Here is a 23,923-nt window from a genome sequence, read left to right as displayed (position 1 = left end):
CGCATGGAATCCCTACTCGTTCCGGTCCTGATCCTGGTGGCCGTCGCCGTCGGCGTGCTCCTGATCAGCCGCGCGCTCTCCCGCCGCGCGGCAGAACGGCGCGGCAATGCGGCCGCAGGCAAGACGCCAGTGGACCCGGCGGAGCTGGCCCGCGAGGCCGCGGCGAAGCTGAGCGAGGATCAACACCGGCTGCTGTATTCCCTGATCGCCCAAGGCCAGGCCATGGCGGCCATCAAGCTGTACCTCAGCGCCACGGGAGAAGGCCTGCGCGCCTCCCGGGACGCCGTCGGCGCCCTTGCAGCGCATCCGCAGCCCTTCCGCAAGCCGGAGCCCGCCCCGCAGGACCTCTTGCCCGACGACGACGAGCCTGAGCGCTTCCCGTACCGCTACCGGGCGATCGCCAGCAAGGGCGACGTCACGCGCGAGGTAAGCAGCAACATGCTCAACGATGAAATCTACGGACGGATCCGCACCCTTGCCAAGAGCGGCGACGTCGAGGCCGCGGCTCTGGCCCTGACTAAACATTCCGACATCAGCATGAAGCAGGCACTCGAGTTCATCGAGCTGCTGGACGATTGATGTCTGTTGCGGGGTAGCCCAGCCGCGCCTAGCGTCCGGCCGTAATCCCGGCGAGGAGCTGCTCAAAAGGCAAGGATTCCATCGCCTCCGCCTTCCGGTGCGGCTGTTCGCCACTCAGGAGCTGGGTAAGCTCGCCCGCTGCCCGGTCCACGCGGACTGACAGCGGGGACGCGCCGTCGTCCGTGTTTCCCCAATCTTGGGGGCCGGCGAAAACGGACGTCTGGGTCATCCTGGTGCGAAGGTAGGTGAAGAGCGGACGCATGGCGTAATCGAGCACCATTTGGTGCCGGTCCGTGCCGCCCGTGGCGCCGAGGAGGACTGCCTTGCCGTCGAGGGACTTCGGGTCCAGGACGTCAATGAAGGACTTGAACAGCCCGCTGTAGGAGGCGCTGAAGACGGGCGTCACGGCGATGATGCCATCGGAGTCCTCGACGCCGGCGATTACGTCTGCCAGGCGCGGCGCGGCATAGCCCGTCACGAAGTTGTTGGCGATATCCACTGCCAGGTCCCGGAGTTCGATAACGTCCACCCGCACCTCGTACCCGGCGTCGCCCAGCTGGCGCTTGGCCGACGCGGCGAGCTGGTCTGCAAGGAGCCGGCTCGACGACGGTACGCCAAGTCCGGCGGAAAGGACGGTTATGCGGCGGGTTTCCATAGCGATCTCCTGTTGCTCGGCGGTTCGATAGCTTCAAACCAGAGTACATGCATTTGCATCTATACTCCCAAACTGCGCCCCTGCCCCTTTTATTCCCTTGCTGCAACCGCACGCCTCCCTCGATGCAGGTCACGGCGCTCCCGCCCACCCACACGTCGCCGTCCTCCGCTTTGACGTGGATGCGTCCCGCCCGGCCAAGCACAGTGCCCTGCGCGGCGACGTACTGTTCTGGCGCCCGGCCGCTCCCCATCAGCCATTGGGCAGCACCGGCATTGAAACTGCCTGTCACCGGATCCTCCACCATGGCATCGCCGGGAATGAAAGTGCGGACTTCGAAGTCGATGCCAGCGCCGGGCTTATGGGGACCAATGACCCCCACCTTCAACTCCCCCATCGCAACAAGGTCCGGCTCGATGCCCAGGACCTGTTCCGCCGATTCGAGCAGCACACCGATCCATTGCGGGCCGTTGACCAGCCATGAGGCATCCAGGAGTGCGGTTATCGGCAAACGAAGTCCACCGGCCAACTGTTCCAAGGTTGCCTCGTCCACGGGGCCGAAACGGGTCAGCGGGGGTGCCGCAAAGGCGAGGCGTCCGCCGTCGAGCTCTACCCTCACCAAACCGGCGCCACATTCCTGCACCAGGACTCCGGCCTGTTTCGGCACTCCGCCAGCCTCCAGCCATGCGTGCGCCGATCCGAGCGTCGGATGCCCCGCAAAGGGGAATTCCTCGCGGCCGGTGAAGATCCGGACGACGGCGAGCGGATTTCCACCGTACGGCACGTCGGTAAAGACGTCCACCTGGGAGAAGGGCCTGGTGCGCATGGGTTCAATGTTCACCGGTGCAGGCTACCACCGAGGGTCCGCGCGCAACGCAAAAGACCCCCGCCTCCGGAAACCGGAAACGGGGGTCCTTCGAGCTGCGTCAGAACTACCGCTGCGTGATGCCCCCTCGAAGCTTCGCAAGCTCAGCTTCCAGGGAACCCTGCATCACTTGCTTGCAACGACCTCAAGGTCGATCACAGCGGAAACGTCCTCGTGCAGGCGGACGTTGGCCTGGTACGAACCAACAGACTTGATGTGGTTCGGCAGTTCAACGTTGCGCTTGTCGATGGAGCCGAGGCCAGCGGCCTCAACTGCAGCAGCGACATCTGCCGGCTTGACGGTACCGAAGAGACGACCGGTCTCGCCGGCCTTCACTACGAGCTTGACCTTCTTGGAAGAAAGCGCAGAAGCCTGGGCCTGTGCAGCTTCAACCGAAGCGTGGGCACGAGCAGCGCGGGCAGCCTTGATGGACTCAACCTGCTTCTCGCCACCCTTGGTCCAGGTCAGAGCGAAGCCGCGGGGCAGCAGGTAGTTACGTGCGTAACCGTCCTTGACCTCGACAACATCGCCAGCAGCACCGACACCGGTTACTTCGTGGGTCAGAATGAGCTTTGCCATGTTAGTTAATCCCTTCCCTAGCCGCGGCCAGCGCCGGAGTAAGGCAGCAGAGCAACTTCGCGGGCGTTCTTGATTGCCTGGGCGATTTTGCGCTGTTCCTGCACCGTGACGCCAGTGACGCGACGGGCGCGGATCTTTCCGCGGTCGGAGATGAACTTGCGCAGCAATGCTACGTCCTTGTAGTCGATGACAGTGATGTCAGCGGCCTTCAAGGGGTTGGACTTTGGTTTGGGCTTACGGAGTTCAGCCTTAGCCATCGTGGAGCTCCTTTTCTATGGAGCCCGTGGAATGGATCCACGGGATGGTGGTGCTCGACGGCGGTTGCCACTCGGATGCCTCGCGGCACTTACGGCGGGTTCCGGCGTCGAACTTATGAATGTTTAGAAGGGAGGTTCGGAATCCGGGCCGTTGCCCCATCCGCCCGCGTTGCTGACACCCGGGGTAGCCCAGGGGTCTTCCTGCGGTGCGGACTGGCCGCCGCCCCAAGTTCCGCCGGAGTTGCCGCCCTGGCTTGCACCAGCGCCGCCACCCCCGAAGCCGCCGCTGTTGTTGCCGCCACCAAAGCCGCCCTGGCCACCCTGACCGCCGGAGCGCTGGGTGCGGTTGACCTTGGCGTTGGCGTAACGCAGGCTCGGGCCGATTTCATCGACCTCGAGCTCGATAACGGTGCGCTTCTCGCCTTCCTTGGTTTCGTAGGAACGGCTCTTCAGGCGGCCGGAAACGATCACGCGCATGCCCTTGGTCAGGGATTCGGCGACGTTTTCAGCTGCTTCACGCCATACCGATGCGCGGAGGAACAGGGTTTCCCCGTCCTTCCACTCATTGGACTGGCGATCGAAGGTCCGGGGAGTAGAAGCGATGGTGAAGTTCGCTACCGCCGAGCCTGACGGTGTGAACCGCAGTTCGGGGTCATTGGTGAGATTACCGATGACCGTAATAGTGGTTTCGCCTGCCATCTACTGCCTCCTTGTTCGTTCCTGCGGGGTAAAGAATGAAAGCCGGGAGCTGAAATTACTCAGCAACGACCTTCTGCTCTTCGGGGCGGGTGATCTTGGTGCGCATGATGGTCTCGTTGAGACTCAGCTGGCGGTCAAGTTCCTTGGCGGTTTCCGGCTTGGCGGTGAAGTTCACCACGGCGTAGATACCTTCGGACTTCTTCTTGATGTCGTAAGCGAGGCGACGGCGGCCCCAGATGTCAACCTTTTCGATGGTCCCACCATCGGTGGTGATGACACTGAGGAACTTCTGAAGCGTCGGCTCTACCGTACGCTCTTCGACCTCGGGGTCGATGATTACCATCAATTCGTAAGGACGCATATGTGAACCCACCTCCTTTGGGCTAAGCGGTTACGGCATTTCCGTAACAGGAGGTTCATTTGCGATGAACCGTGCGCACGACCCGTTCCAGAAGCGGAAGCAAGGCGCAGCACAGACTTCAATATCCTAGTCCATTTCCCGTGTCTAAGCCTATTCGGCGTGTCGGCGGAGAGCTACGGACGGGCTCGCGTATGTGGATAACTAAAGAAGCCCGGATCAGCCGTCGGCCAGGAGCGGCGAGGCTCGGGCAGACTGAATCCATGACGATCCTCAAATCCACCGCCCTCTTTGTCCTCGCGGCTTTGGCCGAGATCGGCGGGGCTTGGCTCGTGTGGCAATCGGTCAGGGAGGCCAAGCCCTGGTGGTGGGCCGGCCTTGGGATCGTGGCCTTGGGCGTCTACGGTTTCGTCGCGGCGTTCCAACCGGACGCGCATTTCGGGAGGGTCCTTGCCGCTTACGGCGGCGTGTTCATCGCCGGATCCTTGGCCTGGGGAATGCTCCTGGACGGCTTCCGGCCGGACCGCTGGGACATTATCGGAGCCGTGATTTGCCTCATGGGCGTCGCAATTATTATGTTCGCGCCGCGTCCGGGAAATTGACGGCACCCCCGCCGGCACCGCGTGGCATGATCTGACTATGAATGCTGCCGCAGCAAAGAACCAAGGGCCAAAGTCCGCCCGGGCGAAGCGGTCCCAATTGCGATTTCTGCTGATGATCGTCACCGGCATCGCTGCCGCGGTTGCGACCGGAATATGGGGTCAATGGATCTACGCGCCCGCCGCTGGCTGGGCAGTGGCCGCGGCGGTCTACAACGTTTTCGTGTGGACAGTCATCACCCCGATGAAAGCCGATCAAACGGCAAGCCATGCCACGGAAGAAGACCCACGGCGGTCCACTTCCGACCTCCTCATCCTCTGTGCCGCCGTCGGATCCCTCGCAGCCTTCGTGCTGGTGATGTTCGGGGCCAAGGATGCGCACGGCGTCGACAAATTCATGCTCGCCTTGCTGGCGCTCGGTGGGGCGGTGGCGTCGTGGCTCCTGGTACACACCCTCTTCACCTTGCGCTACGCGGAGGTGTACTACACGGCCGAGCCGCCCCGTGGAATCGAATTCAACCAAAAGGAACCGCCGCAGTACGCGGATTTCGCCTACATGGCCTTCAGCCTCGGGATGACTTACCAGGTCTCGGACACATCCATCACCTCCAGGGAGATGCGATCCGCCGCCTTACGGCACAGCTTGCTCGCCTATGTTTTCGGCGTCGGGATCCTGGCCACCACCATCAACCTCGTGGTGAGCCTCGCTTCCTGAGCCCCGGCCGCCTAAACCCGCGCCGCAGTGAAGCTAGATCGCCGAGCGGAAGAACAACTCCGCCACGGTAGCCAAGTGACGCGGGTCCTCAACGCCACACAGTTCGCGTGCCGAGTGCATCGACAAAAGGGGCACGCCGACGTCGACCGTCCGGATTCCCAATCGGGTTGCCGTCAGCGGGCCGATAGTGGAGCCACACGGGACGTCGTTGTTGGAGACGAACTCCTGGTACGGGACGCCCGCCTCGCCGCAGAGCCGGGCCCAGAATGCCGCGCCGGTTGCGTCCGTTGCGTAGCGCTGGTTGGCGTTGATCTTGAGGAGCGGTCCGCCGTTGAGAAGGGGCCGGTTGGCGGGATCGTGCCGCTCGGAGTAATTGGGGTGGACGGCGTGGCCAGCATCCGCGGAAACACAGAACGACGCCGACAACGCCTGGCGCCGTTCACTCACCGTCGCGCCTAGGCCGTCGGAGATCCGGATGAGGATGTCTTCGAGGATCGGTCCGCAGGCTCCGGAGCGCGAGGCGGAACCGATTTCTTCGTGGTCGAAGGCCGCCAGGACCGCGATGGGGCCGCCAGCGGGCGCACTTGTGGCTGCGTGAGCGATGAGTGCTGCAAGTCCGGCATGGGTCGAAGACAGATTGTCGAGCCGTCCCGAAGCGAAGAATTCACCCTGGGCTCCGAACACCTCCGGCGCCTGCGTGTCCGCGACAACGATGTCGTAGCCGCCGATCTGGGCGGGATCCACCGGGGCCCCTGCCACGGATTCTGCCAGGATTGCCAGGACGTCCGCGGAGTTGGGATCGCCGAGCCCGAACACCGGGTTCATGTGTTGCTGCTTGTCCAGCGTGAGGCCGTCATTGACTGTCCGGTCCAGGTGGATGGCCAACTGCGGAAAGCGCAAGAGCGGTCCAGTTGCCGTGAGGTGCTGGGTACCGTCCAGCATGACGAGCCTCCCTGCGAGCCGGAGCTCGCGGTCCAGCCAGGAGTTCAACAAAGGGCCGCCGTAGACCTCAACGCCAGCCTGGAGCCAGCCGAACTTGCCCGTTGTTGGCTTGGGCTTGAGCTTGAACGAGGGAGAATCCGTGTGGGCCCCGAGGATGTTGAATGCCGTGGTGGGAGCTGCCCCTTCCGGTGTCACCCAGGCGATGAGGGCACCATCCCGGATGACGTAGAAACGGCCAGCGCCGCCTTCCCATCGCTGAAGTTCATCGAGGGCCGTGAAACCAGCGTCGTCGAGCCGGCGCGCGGCCTCGTGGACGGCATGGAAGCTCGACGGCGATGCGCTCACATACGCGCCAAGGTCCTGGATGTGGTCAGCAGCGGAGTTCGAAGGCATGGCTCCGAGTCTAGCTGTGTCCCCGGCGACGCTGTTCCGGATTCGCGATGCGGTATTTCCTTGGCGATGCGGGTGTCTCCGCGTCGTCAGGGATCGTCCGTGTCGTCAGGATATCTCCGCGTCGTCAAGGATCATCCGTGTCGCGAGGCAGCGCCGGCAGTCCAAACAGTCCTAGTAGTCCGGGTTGCTCGGGATCACGAGTCCGGTTTCGTACGCGTAGACCACCACTTGGACCCGGTCCCGCAGGTGCAGCTTGGTGAGGATCCGCCGAACGTGGGTCTTGACCGTGGCCTCGGACAGGAAGAACTTATGGGCGATTTCCGCGTTGGATAGCCCTCCCGCGATTGCCTCCAGCATTTCAGTTTCGCGAGGCGTGAGTTCTTCGAGCAGTGGATCGCGGGGCTGGGCCGGCGCTTGGCCGGGCACGGGGCCCCCACGGACGTAGGTCTCCAGCAGCCGCTGGGTGACCCTCGGAGCCACCACGGCGTCGCCGCTGGCTACGAGCCGGACGCCCTGGACCAACTCGGCAGGCGCAACATCTTTGAGCAGGAAAGCGGATGCTCCGGCCTGGAGCCCGGAGAAGGCATATTCATCGAGGTCGAAGGTAGTCAAGATGATGATCCTCGCGTTGGATGCCGAGGCCGTGATCCGCCGTGTGGCTTCGATTCCATCCATGGCAGGCATCCGGACGTCCATGAGGACCACGTCCGGCTCCAGTTCGTCCACTTTTCTGATCGCTTCGGCGCCGTCGGAGGCTTCGCCGACCACCTCGAGGTCCTCTTCGCCTTCCAGGATGAGCCGAAATCCCATGCGCAGCAGGGGCTGGTCGTCCACTAGCAGAACTTTGATGGGAGCGTTGTCAGTCATGATTTCCCCTTGTCTCCATTCCAATTCAGCTCCGCATGGACCCTCCATCCGCCGTTCATGCCAGGACCGGCATCTACGGTGCCAGCATAAATTCCCGCACGTTCACGCATCCCCGCGATGCCCTGGCCTGTTCCCAAGGCAACCTCTTCGGTCCCCGGGTCCCGGGCGCCCCGGCCGTCGTCGCGCACTTCAATGGTGACTGAGTCACCGTCCCGCGCGATCTGCACATCCACCTGGCTCAAGGAGCGCCCATACCTGAGCACGTTGGTGAGGGATTCCTGCACAATCCGGTAAACGGTGAGCTGGAAGGCCGGGTCTTCGGGAAGGGCAGGGCCCGTATGCGAATAGTGCAACGGCAGCCCTGCTGTCCGGAATCCATCGAGCAGCTTGCTCAGGTTGTGGCCACTGACCAGGGGCGCCAAAGGCGCCGGGCCACCGGAGTCGTCCCGCAGCACGCCAAGGACTCGACGCATATCGGCCAACGCCGTCCTCCCTGTGCGCGAGAGCTCACTGAGCACCTCACCTGCGCGCTCCGGATCCTTCTTGACCACGACGGCGGCGCCGTCCGAGAGACTGATCATGACCGTCAGGGAGTGGGCAACGACGTCGTGCATCTCGCGGGCGATCCGGTTCCGTTCGGTGACGGACCCCAAGCGGGCGGTGCGGGCTGCCCAGGCCCTGATCTCGTTCTCGTGCTCACGCCGCTGCCGCACCGAAATGCCGATGCCGGTGGCGATCAAATTCGACAACACAATGCTGACCGCGGCGGTGATGTTGCTGATGAGATGGAAGTTCTCCGGAATCGCCTCCGCGTTGGACGGCGTGGCCGGGCTGATCCACATAAACAGGTACACCAAGGTCAGCGGCAGGCTCGCCGCGCCAAACACCGCCAACGTGAAGGTCCGGGTCCTCGCCACTGCCACCGCGTAGAGCGCAAACCACAGCCCTGCGGAGACGTTGGATCCCCAGGGATTCAGTAGCGTCACGGCCACCTCGAGCACCGCCACGGCCGCGGTGACACTGAGCGGGTAGGGGCGCCGCAGGAACAAGATGGCCGCAATGGCAACGAGCAGCGCGGCGGCCAACCACTTGCCGTCCACGATGGAGCCAATGAAGGTGGGCAGCGCCAAGAGCGAATAGCAAAGCACCACCACCGCGTCCATGACCCGCGGGTGTTCGAAAAGGTAGCGGCGGATCCTGCCACGGCGTCGCAGGGTGATTTCAGCAAAGGAAGCATCGGCCACGCGGGCCGACGCGTCCTGTGCTGGCAACTGTTCACTCATGGCTTGAGCCTAGTGTGGCCTTGCCTGGAGTGGCTGTTCCTGGATTTTCGGATCAAGCGGTTGCGGATCAGACGTCGCGCTTCTTGAGCGCTATGAGGGCCGGAACCATGAACAGGATGACGTAGCCGAGGAACACAAGTCCGCCCGCCCACGGGTCCAGGATGCCGTCCGCGTGGCCGATCGACAAGAACCGGCCGCCTGCTTCACTGGGCAGGTACTGGGGAACGTACTTCCAAAAATCGCCCGGAGCAAAGGTGAGGAACTGGCCAGCGAACGGAAGCACGAACATGATGCCCACCAGGACGGTAATGCCACCGGCCGGGTTCTTGAGCAGAGTTCCGAGCGAGAGCCCGATCAAGGCAACTCCGGAGACGTACAGCCCTCCGGTGAGGACGCTGTACAGGACTCCATCGGTGCTCCAGCCAAGGTCAACCCCGAAGTTGGCGAACATAGGAGATGCCAACAGGAAAGTCACGACGCCCGCCACGATCGAAAGGGCATAGGAGACAACAATCAAGACGACGGCCTTGGCACCGAAAGTGGAGAGCCGGCCCGGGGCCGCGTTCATGGTTGAGCGGATCATGCCCGTGGCGTACTCGGAAGCAATGAACAGTACGGCCAGGGATCCCATGATCAGGATGCCGATATTCAGGCCTGCGTTCGGAAGGTTGTAGAGATCGAAACCCTGGCCCGGAGGGAATGACTGAATGGCCTGCTTTGCCGTCATCGTGTGGCCCTGGCGGCCAACCGTGACCAACTGGTTGACAACGTTCCAGCGGACCAGGGCGGACAAGACGCCGATGCCCACAATCGCCACGAAGGTCAGGACCAACAAAAGCTTGGTGCTCATGAGGGTCCGGAACTTGATGGATTCGGAGTTCAGCACCCGAAGGAAATTGACGCCGCTGGTTCCGGCTGACGGGACAGCATGCTTCCCGCTGATGGTTGTGGTGCTCATGACTGGATCCCTTCCATGGTGGCAGCGGAGGTGGCGCCGACGCCGGCGGGGCTGGCACCCAGCGGCCCGCCTGGTGCCGCCGGCCCGCCTGGTGCCGCCGGCCCGCCTGATGCTTCCGGCCCGCCGGTGATGTGCGAGTGGTATTCCACCTCGTCCTTGGTCAGCTGGAAGTAGGCCTCTTCCAGCGAGGACGTGAGCGGTGTGAGCTCGTAAACCAGCACCCGATTGTCCAAGGCGAGCTGTGCAATGCGGAGCGGTTCCACACCGTACACTTCCAAGGTCTCCCGCTCGTTCTGCTCAACCCGGACGCCGTCGCGGGCCAGCAACTCGGACAGTCGCGTGGTCTCCGAGGTACGTACCAAGGTGCGCTTGCGGGACTGGCTCTCGATCAGCGCATCCACCGAGGTGTCGGCGATAATCTTGCCGCGGCCAATCACAATCAGGTGATCGGCAGTCTGGGCCATCTCGGACATGAGGTGGCTGGAAATGAAGATCGTTTTGCCCTGGCTTGCCAGGTAGCGTGCAAGGTTCCTGACCCACTGGACGCCCTCGGGGTCCAGTCCGTTCACCGGTTCGTCGAGGATGAGCGTCTGGGGATCACCAAGGAGCGCGTTCGCGATGCCGAGCCGTTGGCCCATGCCGAGGGAGAATCCGCCGGCTTTCTTCTTGGCGACTGCGGTGAGGCCGGTCATTTCGATGACTTCCTCAACGCGAGAGTTCGGAATCCCGTGCGTCGCAGCCATGGCCCGCAAGTGGTTGTAGGCGCTGCGGCTCGTGTGCACCGCCTTGGCATCAAGCAAGGCCCCAACTTGGTGCAATGGCGCTTTGTGCTGGGAGTAGTGCCGACCGTTGACGGTGACGTCGCCCGACGTCGGACGGTCGAGACCCATGATCATGCGCATGGTGGTGGACTTGCCGGCGCCGTTCGGGCCAAGGAAGCCCGTGACTTTCCCGGGCTGTACGGTAAAGCTGATTCCGTCCACGGCTGTCTTTGCGCCGTAGACCTTCCTCAAGCCTGTTGCCTCAATCATGGAAGCGTTCCCTCCGCTTGCTGCAGCTATGTGTTGACTGTAAGTACAACGCTAGCCACCTGCGCAGCGGAATTCGCCGGTCTCAGGGATGATTCAGGGTCCGGCCAGGGTAGTCCCTATGGATGATGCCGGCCGGCTCCGGGGGAGCCTCCGGCTCCGGGAGGGCTCTGCGAGAGCTCCGGGAAAGCCCTAGGAAAGCGGCGAATAGACCCGCAGTGCGCGACGCCGGACACCGTCGTCGAGCACAGGCCGCGTCAACGGCCCCAAATCCCGCGGGTAATATGCGGTCGGAAGGGGCTGGCTAGGGTGAGCAACACATCACATAAGGTAAACCCTCAGGTAGCACTCGGCATGTTCCAAGCGAGCAACCATAGTCTTCGGGCATGCTCTCAAAGCCTCAACTCATCAACAGCGGCATCGGGGTGGCCGTAGTCGGCATTGCCGCCGGTGCCTTCTTCGTGCTGAACGGCGTACCGCAAACAGCCGCCGACACCACAGCCCGTACGGTCGCGGTCAGCGCGGCGGACCTCGCGGCCGTCTCCACGGCGAGCGGTAACGTCTCGCCCGCAAGCACCACCGTCATCAACGCGCAGAACTGCACCGGGCCAATCGCCACGGTCTCCGCGGTGACGGGCCAGCAAGTCACGGTGGGGCAGGTGCTGGTCACCATTGATCCGACCAACGCCCAGAATGCCCTGGCCGTTGCCCAGGCCCAATTGGATTCGGCCACGGCACAGGCAAACCAACAGCAGGCTTCTGCCAGCAACCAAGTAGCTTCGGCAAACCAAAACCTGGCCAACGCCCAACAGACGGCCGATCTTGACGCGAGCCAGCAGGCCAGTGCCGTGGCCGCGGCGCAGACGGCCGTGAACAATGACACTGCAACTGTCGCGTCTGCGCAAACCGCTGCCAATGCCTCGCCCTCCAGCCAGCCGGCCCAGACCGCGCTCAACGCTGCCCAGGCCCAGTTGGCGAAGGACAATCAAGCCCTGACCCAGGCGGTCAACCAGCAAGCCAGCTCGGCCCTCAAGGACAAAGAGCAGCTCGCCTCGGCCCAGACAGCCCTCAATTCAGCTCAAAGCGGCGGCGGGGCCACGTCAAACACCACGTCTGCCCAGATCGCCGTCGACACCGCAACTAAGAACCTGGCGTCGTGCTCCCTCGCCGCCCCGGTTTCAGGCACAATCACCGCCGTCAACGCCGTGGTGGGAGGCAACGCCGGTAGCAGCTCCGGCTCATCCGGTTCCAGCTCATCCGGTGCATCCGGCAGTTCGGGCGCCTCCGGCAGCTCCTCCACGAGCACCGCGAACACATCCTCTTCCGGACTCATCACGATCAGCGACACCGCGCATCTTCAGGTCATCGCCAACTTCGCCGAATCGGACATCGCCGCCATGAAGACCGGCGACTCCGCCACCTTCACCTTCCCGGCGCTCAAGACCGACCCGGCCGCAGCACCTGTCACGGGTACCATCACAGCGATCGCCCAGAACGCCACCACAACCAACAACGTGGTCAGCTACCCGGTCACCATCTCCATCAAGAATCCCCCGGCAGCCCTCCGGCTCGGCCAGAGCGCAAACATCTCCGTGACGACAGCGACCGCCAAGAACGCGTTGACCGTGCCTTCGCTGGCAATCACCACCACCGGGACCCGGCAAACAGTCAACGTCCTCAAGAACGGAACCTCGGCGGCAGTAACCATCACCACCGGGATCACGGACAACGGACGCACCCAGGTGCTCACTGGGCTCAGCGCAGGCGACCAGATCGAACTCCCGGCCATCTCCTCCACTTTGGACACCAGCACCACCACTGGACGGACCGGGACGGGCGGCCTCGGCGGTACCGGTGGATTTGGTGGAACGGGAGGCGCCGGCGGCGCCGGGGGCACCGGCGGTACCCGCGGAAATGGTGGGTAAACAGCCGTGAACGACGCTGTCATCCAACTGGACTCCGTAAGCAAGATCTATGGCAAGGGGGAGGCCGAGGTCCGGGCACTGGACTCCGTCAGCATTTCCATCGACCGCGGCGACTTCGTGGCCATCATCGGCGCCTCGGGCTCCGGAAAGTCCACCATGATGAACATCATCGGTTGCCTCGACGGAGCCACCCAGGGTACCTACCACCTGGACGGCATCGACACCGGGACCCTGGACGAATTCCAGCTGGCGCAGATCCGCAACCGGAAAATCGGCTTCGTCTTCCAGAACTTCAACCTGATACCGCGCACCCGGGCCGTGGACAACGTCTCCATGCCCCTGGCCTACGCAAAAGTGCACCGGAAAGAACGGCGGGAGCGGGCCTTGGAGGTGCTCGATTCGGTGGGCTTGGCGGAACGTGCGGATCACAAGCCTTCGCAGCTCTCGGGAGGTCAGCAACAGCGCGTCGCCATCGCCCGGGCACTCGTGACCAACCCGGTCCTGCTGCTGGCCGACGAACCGACAGGCGCCTTGGACACCAAGTCCTCCCACGAGATCCTGGACCTCTTCGAGTCGTTGCACGCCAACGGAAGGACCATCGTGATGATCACCCACGAGGCCGACGTAGCGGCGCGGGCCAACCGGGTAGTGCGATTCCAGGACGGCCACATCATTGAGGACCACCGGGTCCGCGGCGTCCACGGACATCCTCTGGCGACGGCGGTGCCACTATGATGATCGCCGAATCGGTACGCTTCGCCCTGACGGGGGTGATGGCCAACAAGATGCGCTCCATACTCACCACCCTGGGCATCCTGATCGGCATCGCGTCCGTCATCATCCTGCTGGCAGTGGGCGCCGGAACCTCCAACGCCATCAAGGCCCAGATCGGCAAACTGGGAACCAACGTACTCACGGTCAGCCGCCAGACGACGGCGGGCGGGCGCGCCGCAGGCGGCGGACAAACCGTCACCGGTCCGCGCTCCCGCGGCACCAACCTGACCCTCCAGGACATGGCCTCGCTGACTGACCCCGTCATGGCCCCCGACGTCGCCGCGACGGCGCCCGTAGTCACCGCCCAGAACGTCACGGGAACCTATAAGGACGCAACCCACGCGGTCGCAACTTTTGTGGGGACCACGCCGTCGTACTTTGGCATTTCGAACGACACGCTCGCAGCGGGCTCGTACTTCAGCGAGGGCGACGCGAGCAACGGCACTGCGGTGGCAGTCATCGGCAACACCGTGGCCCAAGATCTTGTGGGCAACTCAGTGGCCTCAGCCGTGGGGCAGACGATCGCCCTCAACGGCCAGAACTTCGTGGTCTCCGGAGTTCTGGCTCAAAAGGGCTCGTCCGGCCTGAACGATCCGGATGACATTGTGGTGATCCCCTACAGTGCCGCCCAGGACAAGTTCACCGGATACTCGCCTTCCCTTGCCTCCATCAGCGTCCAGGCGAAGTCGGCGGACGTGATGAACCAGGCCCAGAACGAGGTCCAAATGATCCTCGATGCCAGGCACAACGTCACGTCTGCCAACCGTGACTACCAAGTGCGGAACCAAGCGCAGATCCTCACCACGGCCACGACGACCACCGCCACACTGACCATTCTCTTGGGCGCCGTGGCCGGTATTTCACTCCTCGTAGGCGGAATCGGCGTCATGAACATCATGCTCGTCACGGTCACCGAACGCACGCGCGAAATCGGCATCCGCAAGGCGATCGGAGCCTCGCGGGGGAGCATCGTGAGTCAGTTCCTGATCGAATCGCTCATCATTTCGCTGATTGGCGGTGTGCTGGGCATTGCCGCGGGGTACATCGGCAGTGCCTTCCCCGTGTTGGGAACCCAGCCCGAAGTCCAGTGGTGGACCGTGTGGCTGTCGTTCCTGGTTTCCGCGGCGATCGGCTTGATCTTCGGCATCTATCCGGCCAACAAGGCGGCGAAACTGCGGCCGATCGACGCCCTGCGGTACGAATAGCCCGGACCATTTCCACGCCCAGCAACTAAACGAAGAACACCCAAACAGGAGATCCACAAATGTCCTATTCAGCGCCGGAGCCCGGTCCCTCGAACCGGCCAGAGCCTCAACAGCCCTACGCCCAGCAGCCCTATGCCGGCCAGCCAACCGCAGTTCTGCAGGCCACTCAGGTACCCACCGGACAGCCGTTTGGCCAAGCACCTGAGCCGTTCGTGCCCAAGAAGCGCTTCCAGATGGGACGCCTGACGCAGATCCTCCTCGCCTTGCTGCTGGTGGCCGTCGGATTCTTCGGAGGCGTCGGCGTCACCAAGCTCATGGACGCCGGACAGGCCCGTCCTGGTCGCGGCCAGTTCCAGAACTTCAATGGCGGTCAAAACGGTCAGGGTGGTCAAGGCCGGAACCGGCAAAGCGATGCGCCCACCAACGGGGCATCGCCAAGCGCTGTTCCGTCGGCACCCGCAACCTCGGCGCCGTAGCCACCCGCCTCGCAGTCACCCAACTGACTCGCAGTTGTTGTCGTTATGAAGCGCTTTAACGACAACAACTGCGTGGGCCCACGCCGCCAGGGTTCCCTGGCCGAGCTTGCGAGGCGAGGGTGGCGGTGGGGATCAGTTGTCTCTAACCAGGGGCTTCGCGGCGCCAGCCAGCCACAGGGCAATCAAGATCGGCACTCCGATAGCAAGCAGTGCCATGTGGATGCCGGTGTGGTCGCCCAGGTACCCCAAGAGCGGGGGGCCGGCGAGAAACGCAACATAGCCAATGGTCGAGACCACAGAGACGCGGGCGGCTGCGTGCTTGGGATCATCGGCAGCGGCGGACATGCCCATCGGGAAGGCCAAGGCCGCGCCGATGCCCCAGAGGGCCGCGCCCACCCCGGCGAGGATGAGGTTGTCCGCAAAGACGAACAGCGCCAGGCCCATTGCGGCGGCGGCCATGCTCGCCCGGAGCACCGCGACGCGTCCGAACCTGTCGATCGCGCGTCCGCCAAGGAAACGCATCAGGGTCATCGCCGCGACGAAAAGGGCAAACAGGAGGGCGCCCGTCGATTCCGTCGTATTCAGGCCATCCACCGAGGCCTTTGCGATCCAGTCGTTTCCGGCGCCTTCCGTGAGGGTCGCTCCGAGTACCACCACACCGATCAGCAGGGTGCGGGAGTCCCGCCACGCCGAGGGACCCTTGACAGCCGGCACGCCGGCGTCGGACGCCGTGCCTGTGGTTTCGTGGGGCATGAAGTAGCGCGGCGCCGTCAAGGTGAGAAGCACCACGACGCCGGCAATCACCAGCAGGTGTTCTGGAAGTCCGACGCCCATTTGGGAAAGCCACGCCCCAATCAATGCCCCCACAAAGGCGCCCCCGCTAAAGGCTGCGTGGAACTGCGGCATGATGGTGCGCCCGAGCCGGTGTTCGACGTCGGCCCCTTCGATATTCTGCGAAACATCCCACAGGCCGACCCCCGCACCGAAGAAAACCAGCGCCACCGCAGTGGCGGCTACGGAGCCGGCCATCAAGGAGAAGGCGATGGCCGTTCCAGCAGACGCGGCTAGCAGCCCGGCGGCACGGACTGTGTTGGCCGTACCGATCCTGCCGACCACCCATCCAGCGGATGGCAGCGCCACAAGAGATCCAACGGCGGTGCACAGCAACAGTGTGCCCATCTGTCCAGAGGTGAGATTCAAGGTCTGGGTGACGGCAGGTATGCGGGCCGCCCAACTGGCAAAAACGAGCCCATTCATGCCGAAGACCAGGAAAGTGGCGATTGCCGCGGCTTTGACGCCGGGGGCGGTTCTGGTGCTGGTGGTCATACGGTCACAACTTCCACGGGGAGATTTCACGTCGGGTTTCGGTGCTAGGAGTGCGTTAATGGGCGGTCCGGGCAGGGTGGTGATACGGGGCGGTGATGCGGGCGACCGCCTCTACAGTGGTGGCCCGGTCGTGTGGTTCGGTGTCGAGCGCGGCGTGGATGAAAAGGCCTTCAATCAGTGCATCCAACATCCTGCAGGTTTCCGGGTCGAAATGCAGTCCGAGGGCACGCCTGCTCCGGGCCATCCAGTCCCGGGTGATCTGGCGGAATGCCGGCTTCCTGGCGGCGAGCGTGTAGAGCTCATGCGTCAGCACGAGGTCCCGCTGTGAGTCCAGCAGGTCGAGATGGATCAAGTCCACCACAGCCAGCCGCGCGCCGTCGACGTCTGTCGCTTCTCCCAACGCCTGATCAAAGCGATCGGCGATCGAATTCCCGAAGCGCCTGAACGCCTCCGTGAGGAGTTCATCCATGTTGGCGAAGTGATAGGTCATGGACCCCAGGGGCACTCCGGCATGCTCGGCAATCTTGCGATGCGAAGCGCCGGCAACACCCTGGGCGGCGATCACATCCAAGGCGGCGTCGATGATCCGGTCCCGGCGGTCCGGATCGAAGCGGCGTGCGGCCACGGTTTCAGATCTCCCGAATGACCCGGGCCGGGTTGCCGACTGCGAGCGAGTTGGCGGGGATGTCTTTGGTGACCACCGCGCCCGCGCCGATCACGGAGTTGTCGCCGATGCTCACGCCTGGAAGGACGATTGCTCCGCCCCCGAGCCACACATTGTCTCCGATGGTGATCGGCTGCGCGGCCTCGAGTCGGTCGCGGCGCGGCTGCGGCTCCACGGGGTGGGTCGGCGTCAACAGCTGGACATTGGGCCCGATCTGGCAGTCTTCGCCGATGGTGATCGGGGCGACGTCCAAGGCAGTGAGGTTGTAGTTGATGAAGGTGCGGGCTCCGACGGTGATGAACGTGCCGTAGTCCACGAAGATCGGTGGTTTGATGTGGGCGTCTTCGCCCAGGGCGCCCAGGAGCTCCCCGAGGATGAGCCGTGCGGCATCCTGGTCGTCCACGTAGGCCGCAGCGTACTTGGTCTGCAACAAGGCCGCCCGCTGTGATTCACGCGCACTCTCGGGATCGTCGGAGATATAGAGGTCTCCGGCGAGCATCCGTTCCCGGTTTGTGCGGGGGTCATCAGCGAAGTAATCAGCCATGCGTACGATCGTACACATCGTCGTGCCTGAGGGGAAGCCTGCGACGAGACTCACTCACCTTTAAGCCCAAAATAGAGAACGCTCCTGCAGTTGAACTGCTCCCCGCAAGTTGGACTGAGAAATTCAGTTCCGATTTCCGGGGAGCAGTTCATCAAGTGCAGGAGCGTCGGGGTGGAGACCGCCATATCTGCAGGAGCGTCGGGGTGGAGACCGCCATATCTGCAGGAGCGTCGGGCGCCGTCAGTCCGGGGGAGTTGGCCGGCGGCGGAACTAACCGAACCTCAGCGCGCCCGCTCTACCCGGGACTCGTCCCAGATGGGCTCGGCGGATTCGTAGACCTTGCCGTCGGACCCGAAGACGAGGAAACGGTCGAAGGACTTCGCGAACCAGCGGTCGTGCGTGACAGCCAGGACGGTGCCCTCGAACGCATCGATCGCGCGTTCCAAGGCTTCGCCCGAGTGCAAATCAAGGTTGTCCGTGGGCTCGTCAAGGAGCAAGAGCGTGGCGCCGGAGAGCTGGAGCAACAGGATCTGGAAGCGCGCCTGCTGCCCCCCGGAGAGCGACTCGTACTTCTGCTCAGCCGAGCCCACCAGCCCGTAGGAATCGAGCGCGCCGGAAGCAGCCTCGCGGCCCAGCCCAGAGCGGTGCTCGTCGCCGCGGTGGAGGATATCGAGGAGTGTCCGGCCCAGGAGGTCCGGGCGGGAATGGGTCTGCGCGAAGAATCCGGGACGGATCCTTGCACCCAGTTTAACAGTGCCCTCGTGCGGGACTTCAGCGATTTCGACGTCGGAAACCGGCAAGTGCTCGCGCTCCGGATCGGTGCCGCCGGCGGCCAGCAGCCGCAGGAAGTGGCTCTTGCCCGAGCCGTTGGAACCCAGGACGCCCACGCGGTCCCCGAACCAGATCTCCGTGGAGAACGGCTTCATCAAGCCCGTGAGTTCAAGCTTTTCAGCGACGACGGCGCGCTTGGCCGTTCTGCCTCCCTTGAGCCGCATGTGTACGTTCTGCTCCAGCGGCAAGGCTTCGGGCGGACCGGCTTCCAGGAACTTGGCGAGACGGGTCTGCGCGGCCTGGTATTTGTTGGCCATGTCCGAGCGGAACGCAGCCTTGGTCTTGTACATGATGACGAGTTCCTTGAGCTTCAGGTGCTCCTCGTCCCAGCGCTTGCGCAGCTCCTCGAAGCGCGCGTTGCGGTCAATACGCGCGTCCACGTACGTCCCGAAACCGCCGCCGTGCACCCAAGCGCCAGCCCCGTTGATGCCCGGTTCAAGGGTCACGATGCGTCCCGCGGCATTGTTGAGCAGCTCGCGATCGTGGCTGATGAAGAAAACCGTCTTCTTGGATTCGTTGAGTTTGCTTTCGAGCCAACGCTTGCCTGGAACATCGAGGTAGTTGTCCGGCTCGTCGAGGAGCAGCAGCTGATCCGGTCCCGAGAACAGTGCCTCGAGGACCAAGCGCTTTTGCTCGCCACCGGAAAGGCTCGACGCCGGACGGTGCTGGGCGCGGTCAAAGGGGATGCCCAGCGCGGCCATGCAGACCTCGTCCCAGACGGTCTCGACGTCGTACCCGCCGGCGTCTCCCCAGTCCACGATCGCTTGGGCGTACAGCATTTGGGTGGGCTCGTCGTCGTGCTCCATCATGGCGAGCTCGGCGTCTTCGACTGCCTTGGCGGCCGCGGCAAGGGCCGGCGGCGCCGCGGAGACAAGAAGGTCGCGCACGGTGGACTCATCGCGGACCTGGCCGACGAACTGGCGCATGATGCCCATGGTTCCGGAGCGTCCCACTACCCCTTCGTCCGGCGTGAGATCGCCGGCGATGATCTTGAAAAGCGTGGTCTTGCCCGTTCCGTTGGGGCCAATCAGGGCGGTTTTGCTGCCGTCCGGGACCTTGAAGGTCACTCCGTTGAGCAGCTGCGTACCGTCGGAGAGGAAGTAGTCGATGCCTGAAACGTCAATATGGGCCACTGCCCAATCTTCCCACGGACCGCGGGGGACTCCTTAGTCGGTGGCTTTGCCCGCCTGAACCGGCAGATCGCCGGCAACGGCGCCGGTCAGGTACCGCTGGATAGTCGGCCCAAGCGCTTGGACGACGACGGCGTGCGGGGCCGAAGCGATCGGCTCCAGTTTGATCAGGTAGCGGGTCAGGATTAGTCCGGAAAGCTGCGATGCCACCAGGCTTCCGCGCCACGAAGCCTCTTCAGCGGGGACACCAAGGCCAGCCAGCAGCGGTTTGATGGCCCGGTTGAGGATGAATTCGCGGACCAATGCCGCACTCCATTCGTGTTGCATGGCCGTCCGCAGCACCGCGACCCCGGCCGCCCCCGCGGGCGAGTCCCAAACTGTCAGGAAGCGCGATACCAGCCGCTCCCCGACGCCGTCCCGCGGCCCGTCAAGGACAGCCGTCAGGTGTTCCTTGGGGTCCACAGGAGACTCAAGCGCAGCCATGAACAACTGTTCTTTGGTGCCGAAATGGTGGTTGATCATGGACGGGTCCACGCCAGCCTCGGCTGCGATGGCCCGGACTGTTGCAGCGTCATATCCTCTGCGGCTGAATTGTTCGCGGGCCGCGCGGAGAACGGCGTCGCGGCTGCTAACTTGTCCCGGGCGGCGACCCCTGCTCACGCCGCATCCCGGATCGCTGCGGCCTTCCGGCGCGCGAAGTCCGGGGCGTGCTCCGGCCGGGGCCCGAAGGCGATCATGAGCGCTGGAAGTTTCCCGAACCAGGGAACGTGGCGGGCGACAAAGACCAGCGGACTCGGCGGCCCCACCAACTGGCCTCTCACCGCGGGACCGAAGACCGCTTTCTGGATAAGGAGCTGCCCCTTCTGGATCACCACGGTGGGGAACCAGCGGCGCTTCTGCACTGAAGCGAGATCGGCCTCGTCCAAGGTGCCCTGAAGCAATGGGCGGGCGATACGCTGGGCTGCGGCGACGGCGTCCTGGATGGCCAGGTTGATGCCCACGCCGCCTGCCGGAGACATGGCGTGGGCGGCGTCGCCGATCAGGAGGAGCCCGGGTTTGTGCCATTGCTTGATCCGGTTGAGCTTCACGTCCAGCATGTGGAGATCGTCCATGGACCTGATCTCGTCCATGCGGTCGGCCAGGTCCGGGCGGAGGCGGGCGACGCGTGCGCGGAAGCTCTCTACCCCTTCAGCACGCAACCGGGCATCCTTTCCTTTCTCCGCGATGTACGCGATCTGGTAGAAGTCCTTGCGGGTCAGGCTGAGGAGAACATCTTTACCGGAGAAGCGCGGCATGATGGAGGCCAGCTGCTCCTGTTCGTCGGCACGCCGGGAGAGCCTGAACCACCAGGTGTCAAACGGCACCGGGAATTCGTGGGGGACAAGTCCAGCCTTCTGGCGCAGTACCGAACTGCGGCCATCGCAGGCAACCGTCAAAGTTGCGCGCAGCTCGCCTGTGCCGGTTTCCGCTCCCGACGCCGCGTTGCGGGTGCGGTACGCCACCCCGGCGACCTTCCCGCCGTCGTCGTACAGCAAATCCGTGGCTTCAGTGTTCATCCTGAGCGTGAAGTGCGGATCTTGCTGCGCGGCGTCCACCAGGAAGTTCAAGAGGTCCCACTGCGGAACCATGGCTACGTAATCGTAGGGCGGCTTGAGGCGATCGAAGGCGGCCAGGGTCACTTCTCCGCCACCCGCGGGGAGCTTGAAATTGCCGAGCTTGCTTTGGGGCAGGGCCCGGAATCCTTCGCCCAGCCCGAGCTCATCCAAGAGCCGGATGGTAGAGGGGTGGACGGTGTCGCCGCGGAAGTCGCGTAGGAAGTCGGCATGCTTTTCGAGGACGGTGACCTCGACTCCTGCCCGGGCCAGCAGGAGTCCGAGCATCACACCAGCCGGACCGCCACCCACAACGACACAAGTGGTGCTTTCGAACTGGTTCATAGCCACTCCCACCGTCGCAACTAATTCAACAAGCGTTGAATTAAGTGTGCACCTGCAGGCAGGGCGTGTCTAGGGCGCCCTCATCAACACCGACCCTCGCTCACATAAATGCCCGTTTCCGGCGACCCTCGCTCACATATCGCGTCAAAAAGCCCGATCCTCCTGCATATATAACGCCAAAATCGGAATCCCTCCTGCACCAGATGTGCAGGAGGGATTCCGTTTTGCGACTCAAAAGTGAGCGAGCGTCTGAGAGGCGGCCCGGGCGGGCACCAACTCGGGCGCGGCCCGGGCGGCCGCGAGCGTTAGCCTGCCGCTGTCAGGAACGACTTCAGCAACGGGCCACTGGTGGTGGCCCCGAGGCCGCCGTCCTCGACGAACACTGCCACTGCCAGATCGCCGTGGACCGCAACGATCCAGGCGTGCGTCTTGGGCGGGTTGTCCTTTCCGAATTCCGCCGTCCCGGTCTTCGCGCCCACCGGCGCTCCGGGCACCGACGCGAGGAATCCGGCATGGCCGGAGGTCACCACTGCACGCATCATGTCACCCAGGGCGGCAGCCTCTGCCGGGGTAACCGGCTTGTCGGAAGCGGCGGAAGCGGCGGGAGCGGCCGACGCGGCGGGAGTAGCCGACGACGACGGCGAGCCGGACGCCGTCGTCGTGGCACCGGCGGAGGGCGAACCTGAGCCGGGGTTCAGGACGAGTTGCGGCGACACCGGCGCGCCGCGGGCCACCGAAGCCGCCATGATGGCTGCGGCAAGCGGGGAAAGCAGCACTTTGCCTTGGCCAATCATCGAAGCAGCGTGTTCGGTGCCGTCAGCGCTTCCCGGGACCGAGCCCAGGAAGGCATCGGCCCCCAGCTTCGGCGCCTGGACGGCCAGCCCAAGGGACGTTGCCGCGGATTCGAGCTGGGCCTGGCTGACCTTGTCCCGGGCGTTGATGAAGGCTGTGTTGCATGAATGCGCAAAAGCGTCCCGCAAAGCGACAGAGCCCAAAGACGACGCCGGATAACCTTCGGCGTTCTTGAAGGTCCGGCCATCCACCGTAATTGTCGGCGTGCATTCAACCTTGGAATCCGGTGTCATTCCATTGCGGATCATGGCAAGCGAATCCACGATCTTGAACGTCGAGCCCGGCGCGTACTGGCCCAGCATCGCCGTGTTGTATCCGTTGCTTCCAGGCCCGGAAGCGGCCGCAAGGATTGCGCCGGTGGACGGGCGGAGCGCCACGATGGCCGAGGCCGGGCCAACTCCTGACAAAGTGTCCTCCGCGAGTTGCTGCAAGCGCGGATCCAGGGTGGTTTTCACCGGCTCGCCGGGCTTCGCGTCAACAGCAAAGAGCACTCGACGGGGATCGGGCTTCGCGGCCTTGATCTGGTCGTCGGTCATGCCTTGCGGCCGGGCCTTGATGGAGACTCCATCTTGGCCCCGGAGTCGGGCGTCGTATTGTTCTTCCAGCCCGCCAGTCCCGACGATGTCTCCCACTTTGAGGGCACCCCCGGCCTTTTGGATCTGTTCGGCGCTTGCTTCTGTCGCAGTACCCAACACAGCGCGCGCGAAGGTCCGCGTCGGCGCCAAAGGCAGGGAATCAGGAATGCCACGGGCACCCGGAATCGACGCAATCTGCTGGTCCGTGATCGCCCGGCCGTCTTGACGCAGGGTGATGGCACTGACGAAGGCTTGTGGGCCGGACGCCTGGACCTGTTTCACGTACGCGGCTTCGTCCACACCCACCAGTTGCGCGAGCTTCGCCGCCGAAGCAGCAGGATCCGCCGATCCGATCATGGTCTTGTCGATGCCGACGTAGACCACGGGACGGTAGCTGATCAATTTGGCTTCCCCGGCACCAAGGATCTCGGCCCTGGACGAGGAAGTGACAGTCTTGTCCAGGACTTCACCGTCCTTGATGTCGGGCTCCAGGAGTGCCGAAGTCCATTGGACGGCCCATTTGTCGCCCGACTTCTTTAGCGCAGCCTGGGAGGTGTACTTCCACTCCGCGGTTCCGATGTTCCACGTGTAGTTGAGCGGGACTGTGGCTTTGTCGCCGTCGAGCTTCACCGCTCCGCTTTCGACGGAAGGTTTGGCTGGGTCGAGGGCTGCGAACACAGCCTTGAGCTGCTCATTCGCCGCGGCGGCGTCCTTGCCGTCAACGGCGAGCGAGCCAACGTCGAGGGCTGCCAACGAGGAAGCGAGCTGCTTGGCCGCACCTTCCGCCCCGGAACGGCCGTCATCGCACGCGGACAGCGAGCCGGCAATCATCAAGGCTGCAAGCCCTAGGACAAGATTCTTGGTTTTCCCCATTTGCGACATTATGCCTTCTACGCTTGGCTCTCGACAT

At 63.9% G+C, this 23,923-nt stretch carries 24 protein-coding genes and 1 pseudogene; 7 read left to right on the top strand and 18 right to left on the bottom strand.

All coding sequences use genetic code 11. The features are described from left to right. Window positions 1-3 precede the first annotated feature (3 nt). Window positions 4-579, top strand: coding sequence for a hypothetical protein (locus AC3ANQ_RS00285; protein ID WP_488303266.1), 576 nt, complete (start codon window positions 4-6; stop codon window positions 577-579). A gap of 28 nt (window positions 580-607) precedes the next feature. Here AC3ANQ_RS00285 and AC3ANQ_RS00280 read toward each other — a convergent pair whose 3' ends face one another. The 6 genes and pseudogenes from AC3ANQ_RS00280 to rpsF all read right to left on the bottom strand — a co-directional run bounded on the left by AC3ANQ_RS00280 (window position 608) and on the right by rpsF (window position 3,992). Further along, entirely contained in the window at window positions 608-1,234 is a 627-nt protein-coding gene (locus AC3ANQ_RS00280) for an FMN reductase (RefSeq protein ID WP_488303265.1), read from the bottom strand. Between the two features lie 103 nt (window positions 1,235-1,337). Continuing rightward, window positions 1,338-2,072, bottom strand: a pseudogene (locus tag AC3ANQ_RS00275) (PhzF family phenazine biosynthesis protein); the annotation flags it as partial. 150 nt (window positions 2,073-2,222) lie between these two features. Beyond that, complete coding sequence (gene rplI / locus AC3ANQ_RS00270) at window positions 2,223-2,675, bottom strand: 50S ribosomal protein L9 (protein WP_265978085.1); 453 nt, start codon at window positions 2,673-2,675, stop codon at window positions 2,223-2,225. Window positions 2,676-2,692: 17 nt separating this feature from the next. Further along, window positions 2,693-2,932 (bottom strand): 30S ribosomal protein S18, encoded by a 240-nt coding sequence (gene rpsR / locus AC3ANQ_RS00265; protein WP_003800144.1) that lies wholly within the window; start codon window positions 2,930-2,932, stop codon window positions 2,693-2,695. A gap of 123 nt (window positions 2,933-3,055) precedes the next feature. Further along, window positions 3,056-3,631 (bottom strand): single-stranded DNA-binding protein, encoded by a 576-nt coding sequence (locus AC3ANQ_RS00260; RefSeq protein WP_265978099.1) that lies wholly within the window; start codon window positions 3,629-3,631, stop codon window positions 3,056-3,058. A 55-nt stretch (window positions 3,632-3,686) separates the two neighbouring features. Then, window positions 3,687-3,992 carry a 30S ribosomal protein S6 gene (gene rpsF, locus AC3ANQ_RS00255; RefSeq protein WP_265978101.1) on the bottom strand — a complete coding sequence of 102 codons (306 nt, stop codon included), beginning with the start codon at window positions 3,990-3,992 and terminating at the stop codon, window positions 3,687-3,689. A 260-nt stretch (window positions 3,993-4,252) separates the two neighbouring features. Here rpsF and AC3ANQ_RS00250 point away from each other — a divergent pair, with 260 nt between their 5' ends. Both AC3ANQ_RS00250 and AC3ANQ_RS00245 read left to right on the top strand, forming a co-directional pair. Next, the gene (locus tag AC3ANQ_RS00250) at window positions 4,253-4,591 is read left to right on the top strand and encodes a YnfA family protein (RefSeq protein WP_488303264.1); all 339 of its coding nucleotides are present in this window, start codon (window positions 4,253-4,255) and stop codon (window positions 4,589-4,591) included. A 37-nt stretch (window positions 4,592-4,628) separates the two neighbouring features. Continuing rightward, window positions 4,629-5,303, top strand: a complete 675-nt coding sequence (locus AC3ANQ_RS00245; protein ID WP_488303263.1) for a DUF1345 domain-containing protein — start codon at window positions 4,629-4,631, stop codon at window positions 5,301-5,303. Between the two features lie 33 nt (window positions 5,304-5,336). On the opposite strand, the gene AC3ANQ_RS00240 is transcribed toward AC3ANQ_RS00245, so the two are convergent. The 5 genes from AC3ANQ_RS00240 to AC3ANQ_RS00220 form a co-directional block, all read right to left on the bottom strand. Beyond that, window positions 5,337-6,638 carry a M18 family aminopeptidase gene (locus tag AC3ANQ_RS00240; RefSeq protein ID WP_488303262.1) on the bottom strand — a complete coding sequence of 434 codons (1,302 nt, stop codon included), beginning with the start codon at window positions 6,636-6,638 and terminating at the stop codon, window positions 5,337-5,339. Window positions 6,639-6,809: 171 nt separating this feature from the next. Next, a complete protein-coding gene (locus tag AC3ANQ_RS00235; RefSeq protein ID WP_488303261.1) occupies window positions 6,810-7,505 on the bottom strand; it encodes a response regulator in 696 nt (231 codons plus the stop codon). After that, window positions 7,502-8,788 (bottom strand): sensor histidine kinase, encoded by a 1,287-nt coding sequence (locus AC3ANQ_RS00230; RefSeq protein WP_488303260.1) that lies wholly within the window; start codon window positions 8,786-8,788, stop codon window positions 7,502-7,504. Before AC3ANQ_RS00230 ends, AC3ANQ_RS00235 begins: the two co-directional genes overlap by 4 nt. Before the next feature lie 67 nt (window positions 8,789-8,855). Further along, on the bottom strand, window positions 8,856-9,746 hold the full coding sequence (locus AC3ANQ_RS00225; protein WP_488303259.1) for an ABC transporter permease: 891 nt from the start codon (window positions 9,744-9,746) through the stop codon (window positions 8,856-8,858). After that, entirely contained in the window at window positions 9,743-10,777 is a 1,035-nt protein-coding gene (locus AC3ANQ_RS00220) for an ABC transporter ATP-binding protein (protein WP_488303258.1), read from the bottom strand. The genes AC3ANQ_RS00225 and AC3ANQ_RS00220 overlap by 4 nt, the downstream gene beginning before the upstream one ends. A 383-nt stretch (window positions 10,778-11,160) precedes the next feature. On the opposite strand from AC3ANQ_RS00220, the gene AC3ANQ_RS00215 reads away from it, so the two are divergent. Genes AC3ANQ_RS00215 through AC3ANQ_RS00200 form a run of 4 tightly spaced genes read left to right on the top strand, consistent with a single transcriptional unit; the run spans window position 11,161 to window position 15,154 of the window. After that, window positions 11,161-12,699 (top strand): efflux RND transporter periplasmic adaptor subunit, encoded by a 1,539-nt coding sequence (locus AC3ANQ_RS00215; protein WP_488303257.1) that lies wholly within the window; start codon window positions 11,161-11,163, stop codon window positions 12,697-12,699. 6 nt (window positions 12,700-12,705) lie between these two features. Further along, on the top strand, window positions 12,706-13,434 hold the full coding sequence (locus tag AC3ANQ_RS00210; protein ID WP_265978112.1) for an ABC transporter ATP-binding protein: 729 nt from the start codon (window positions 12,706-12,708) through the stop codon (window positions 13,432-13,434). Beyond that, window positions 13,431-14,678, top strand: a complete 1,248-nt coding sequence (locus AC3ANQ_RS00205) for an ABC transporter permease (protein ID WP_488303256.1) — start codon at window positions 13,431-13,433, stop codon at window positions 14,676-14,678. Before AC3ANQ_RS00210 ends, AC3ANQ_RS00205 begins: the two co-directional genes overlap by 4 nt. Before the next feature lie 59 nt (window positions 14,679-14,737). Beyond that, window positions 14,738-15,154: a hypothetical protein gene (locus AC3ANQ_RS00200; RefSeq protein WP_488303255.1), complete on the top strand. Its 417-nt coding sequence runs from the start codon at window positions 14,738-14,740 to the stop codon at window positions 15,152-15,154. Between the two features lie 132 nt (window positions 15,155-15,286). On the opposite strand, the gene AC3ANQ_RS00195 is transcribed toward AC3ANQ_RS00200, so the two are convergent. The 7 genes from AC3ANQ_RS00195 to AC3ANQ_RS00165 form a co-directional block, all read right to left on the bottom strand. Further along, the gene (locus AC3ANQ_RS00195) at window positions 15,287-16,480 is read right to left on the bottom strand and encodes an MFS transporter (RefSeq protein WP_488303254.1); all 1,194 of its coding nucleotides are present in this window, start codon (window positions 16,478-16,480) and stop codon (window positions 15,287-15,289) included. Window positions 16,481-16,535: 55 nt separating this feature from the next. Further along, entirely contained in the window at window positions 16,536-17,105 is a 570-nt protein-coding gene (locus tag AC3ANQ_RS00190) for a TetR/AcrR family transcriptional regulator (RefSeq protein WP_488303253.1), read from the bottom strand. Window positions 17,106-17,109: 4 nt separating this feature from the next. Beyond that, window positions 17,110-17,688: a sugar O-acetyltransferase gene (locus tag AC3ANQ_RS00185; RefSeq protein ID WP_488303252.1), complete on the bottom strand. Its 579-nt coding sequence runs from the start codon at window positions 17,686-17,688 to the stop codon at window positions 17,110-17,112. A 281-nt stretch (window positions 17,689-17,969) separates the two neighbouring features. After that, window positions 17,970-19,652 (bottom strand): ABC-F family ATP-binding cassette domain-containing protein, encoded by a 1,683-nt coding sequence (locus AC3ANQ_RS00180; protein WP_488303251.1) that lies wholly within the window; start codon window positions 19,650-19,652, stop codon window positions 17,970-17,972. Between the two features lie 33 nt (window positions 19,653-19,685). After that, window positions 19,686-20,309, bottom strand: coding sequence for a TetR/AcrR family transcriptional regulator (locus tag AC3ANQ_RS00175; RefSeq protein ID WP_488303250.1), 624 nt, complete (start codon window positions 20,307-20,309; stop codon window positions 19,686-19,688). Continuing rightward, on the bottom strand, window positions 20,306-21,586 hold the full coding sequence (locus tag AC3ANQ_RS00170; protein WP_488303249.1) for an FAD-dependent oxidoreductase: 1,281 nt from the start codon (window positions 21,584-21,586) through the stop codon (window positions 20,306-20,308). Before AC3ANQ_RS00170 ends, AC3ANQ_RS00175 begins: the two co-directional genes overlap by 4 nt. Before the next feature lie 305 nt (window positions 21,587-21,891). Beyond that, window positions 21,892-23,886 (bottom strand): penicillin-binding transpeptidase domain-containing protein, encoded by a 1,995-nt coding sequence (locus AC3ANQ_RS00165; protein WP_488303248.1) that lies wholly within the window; start codon window positions 23,884-23,886, stop codon window positions 21,892-21,894. Between the last annotated feature and the right edge of the window lie 37 nt (window positions 23,887-23,923).

The sequence above is a fragment of the Arthrobacter sp. DMZ02-1R genome (assembly GCF_057747935.1).
Note: the sequence above shows the minus strand (reverse complement) of the source record. Positions and strands in the feature narration are given on the sequence as shown.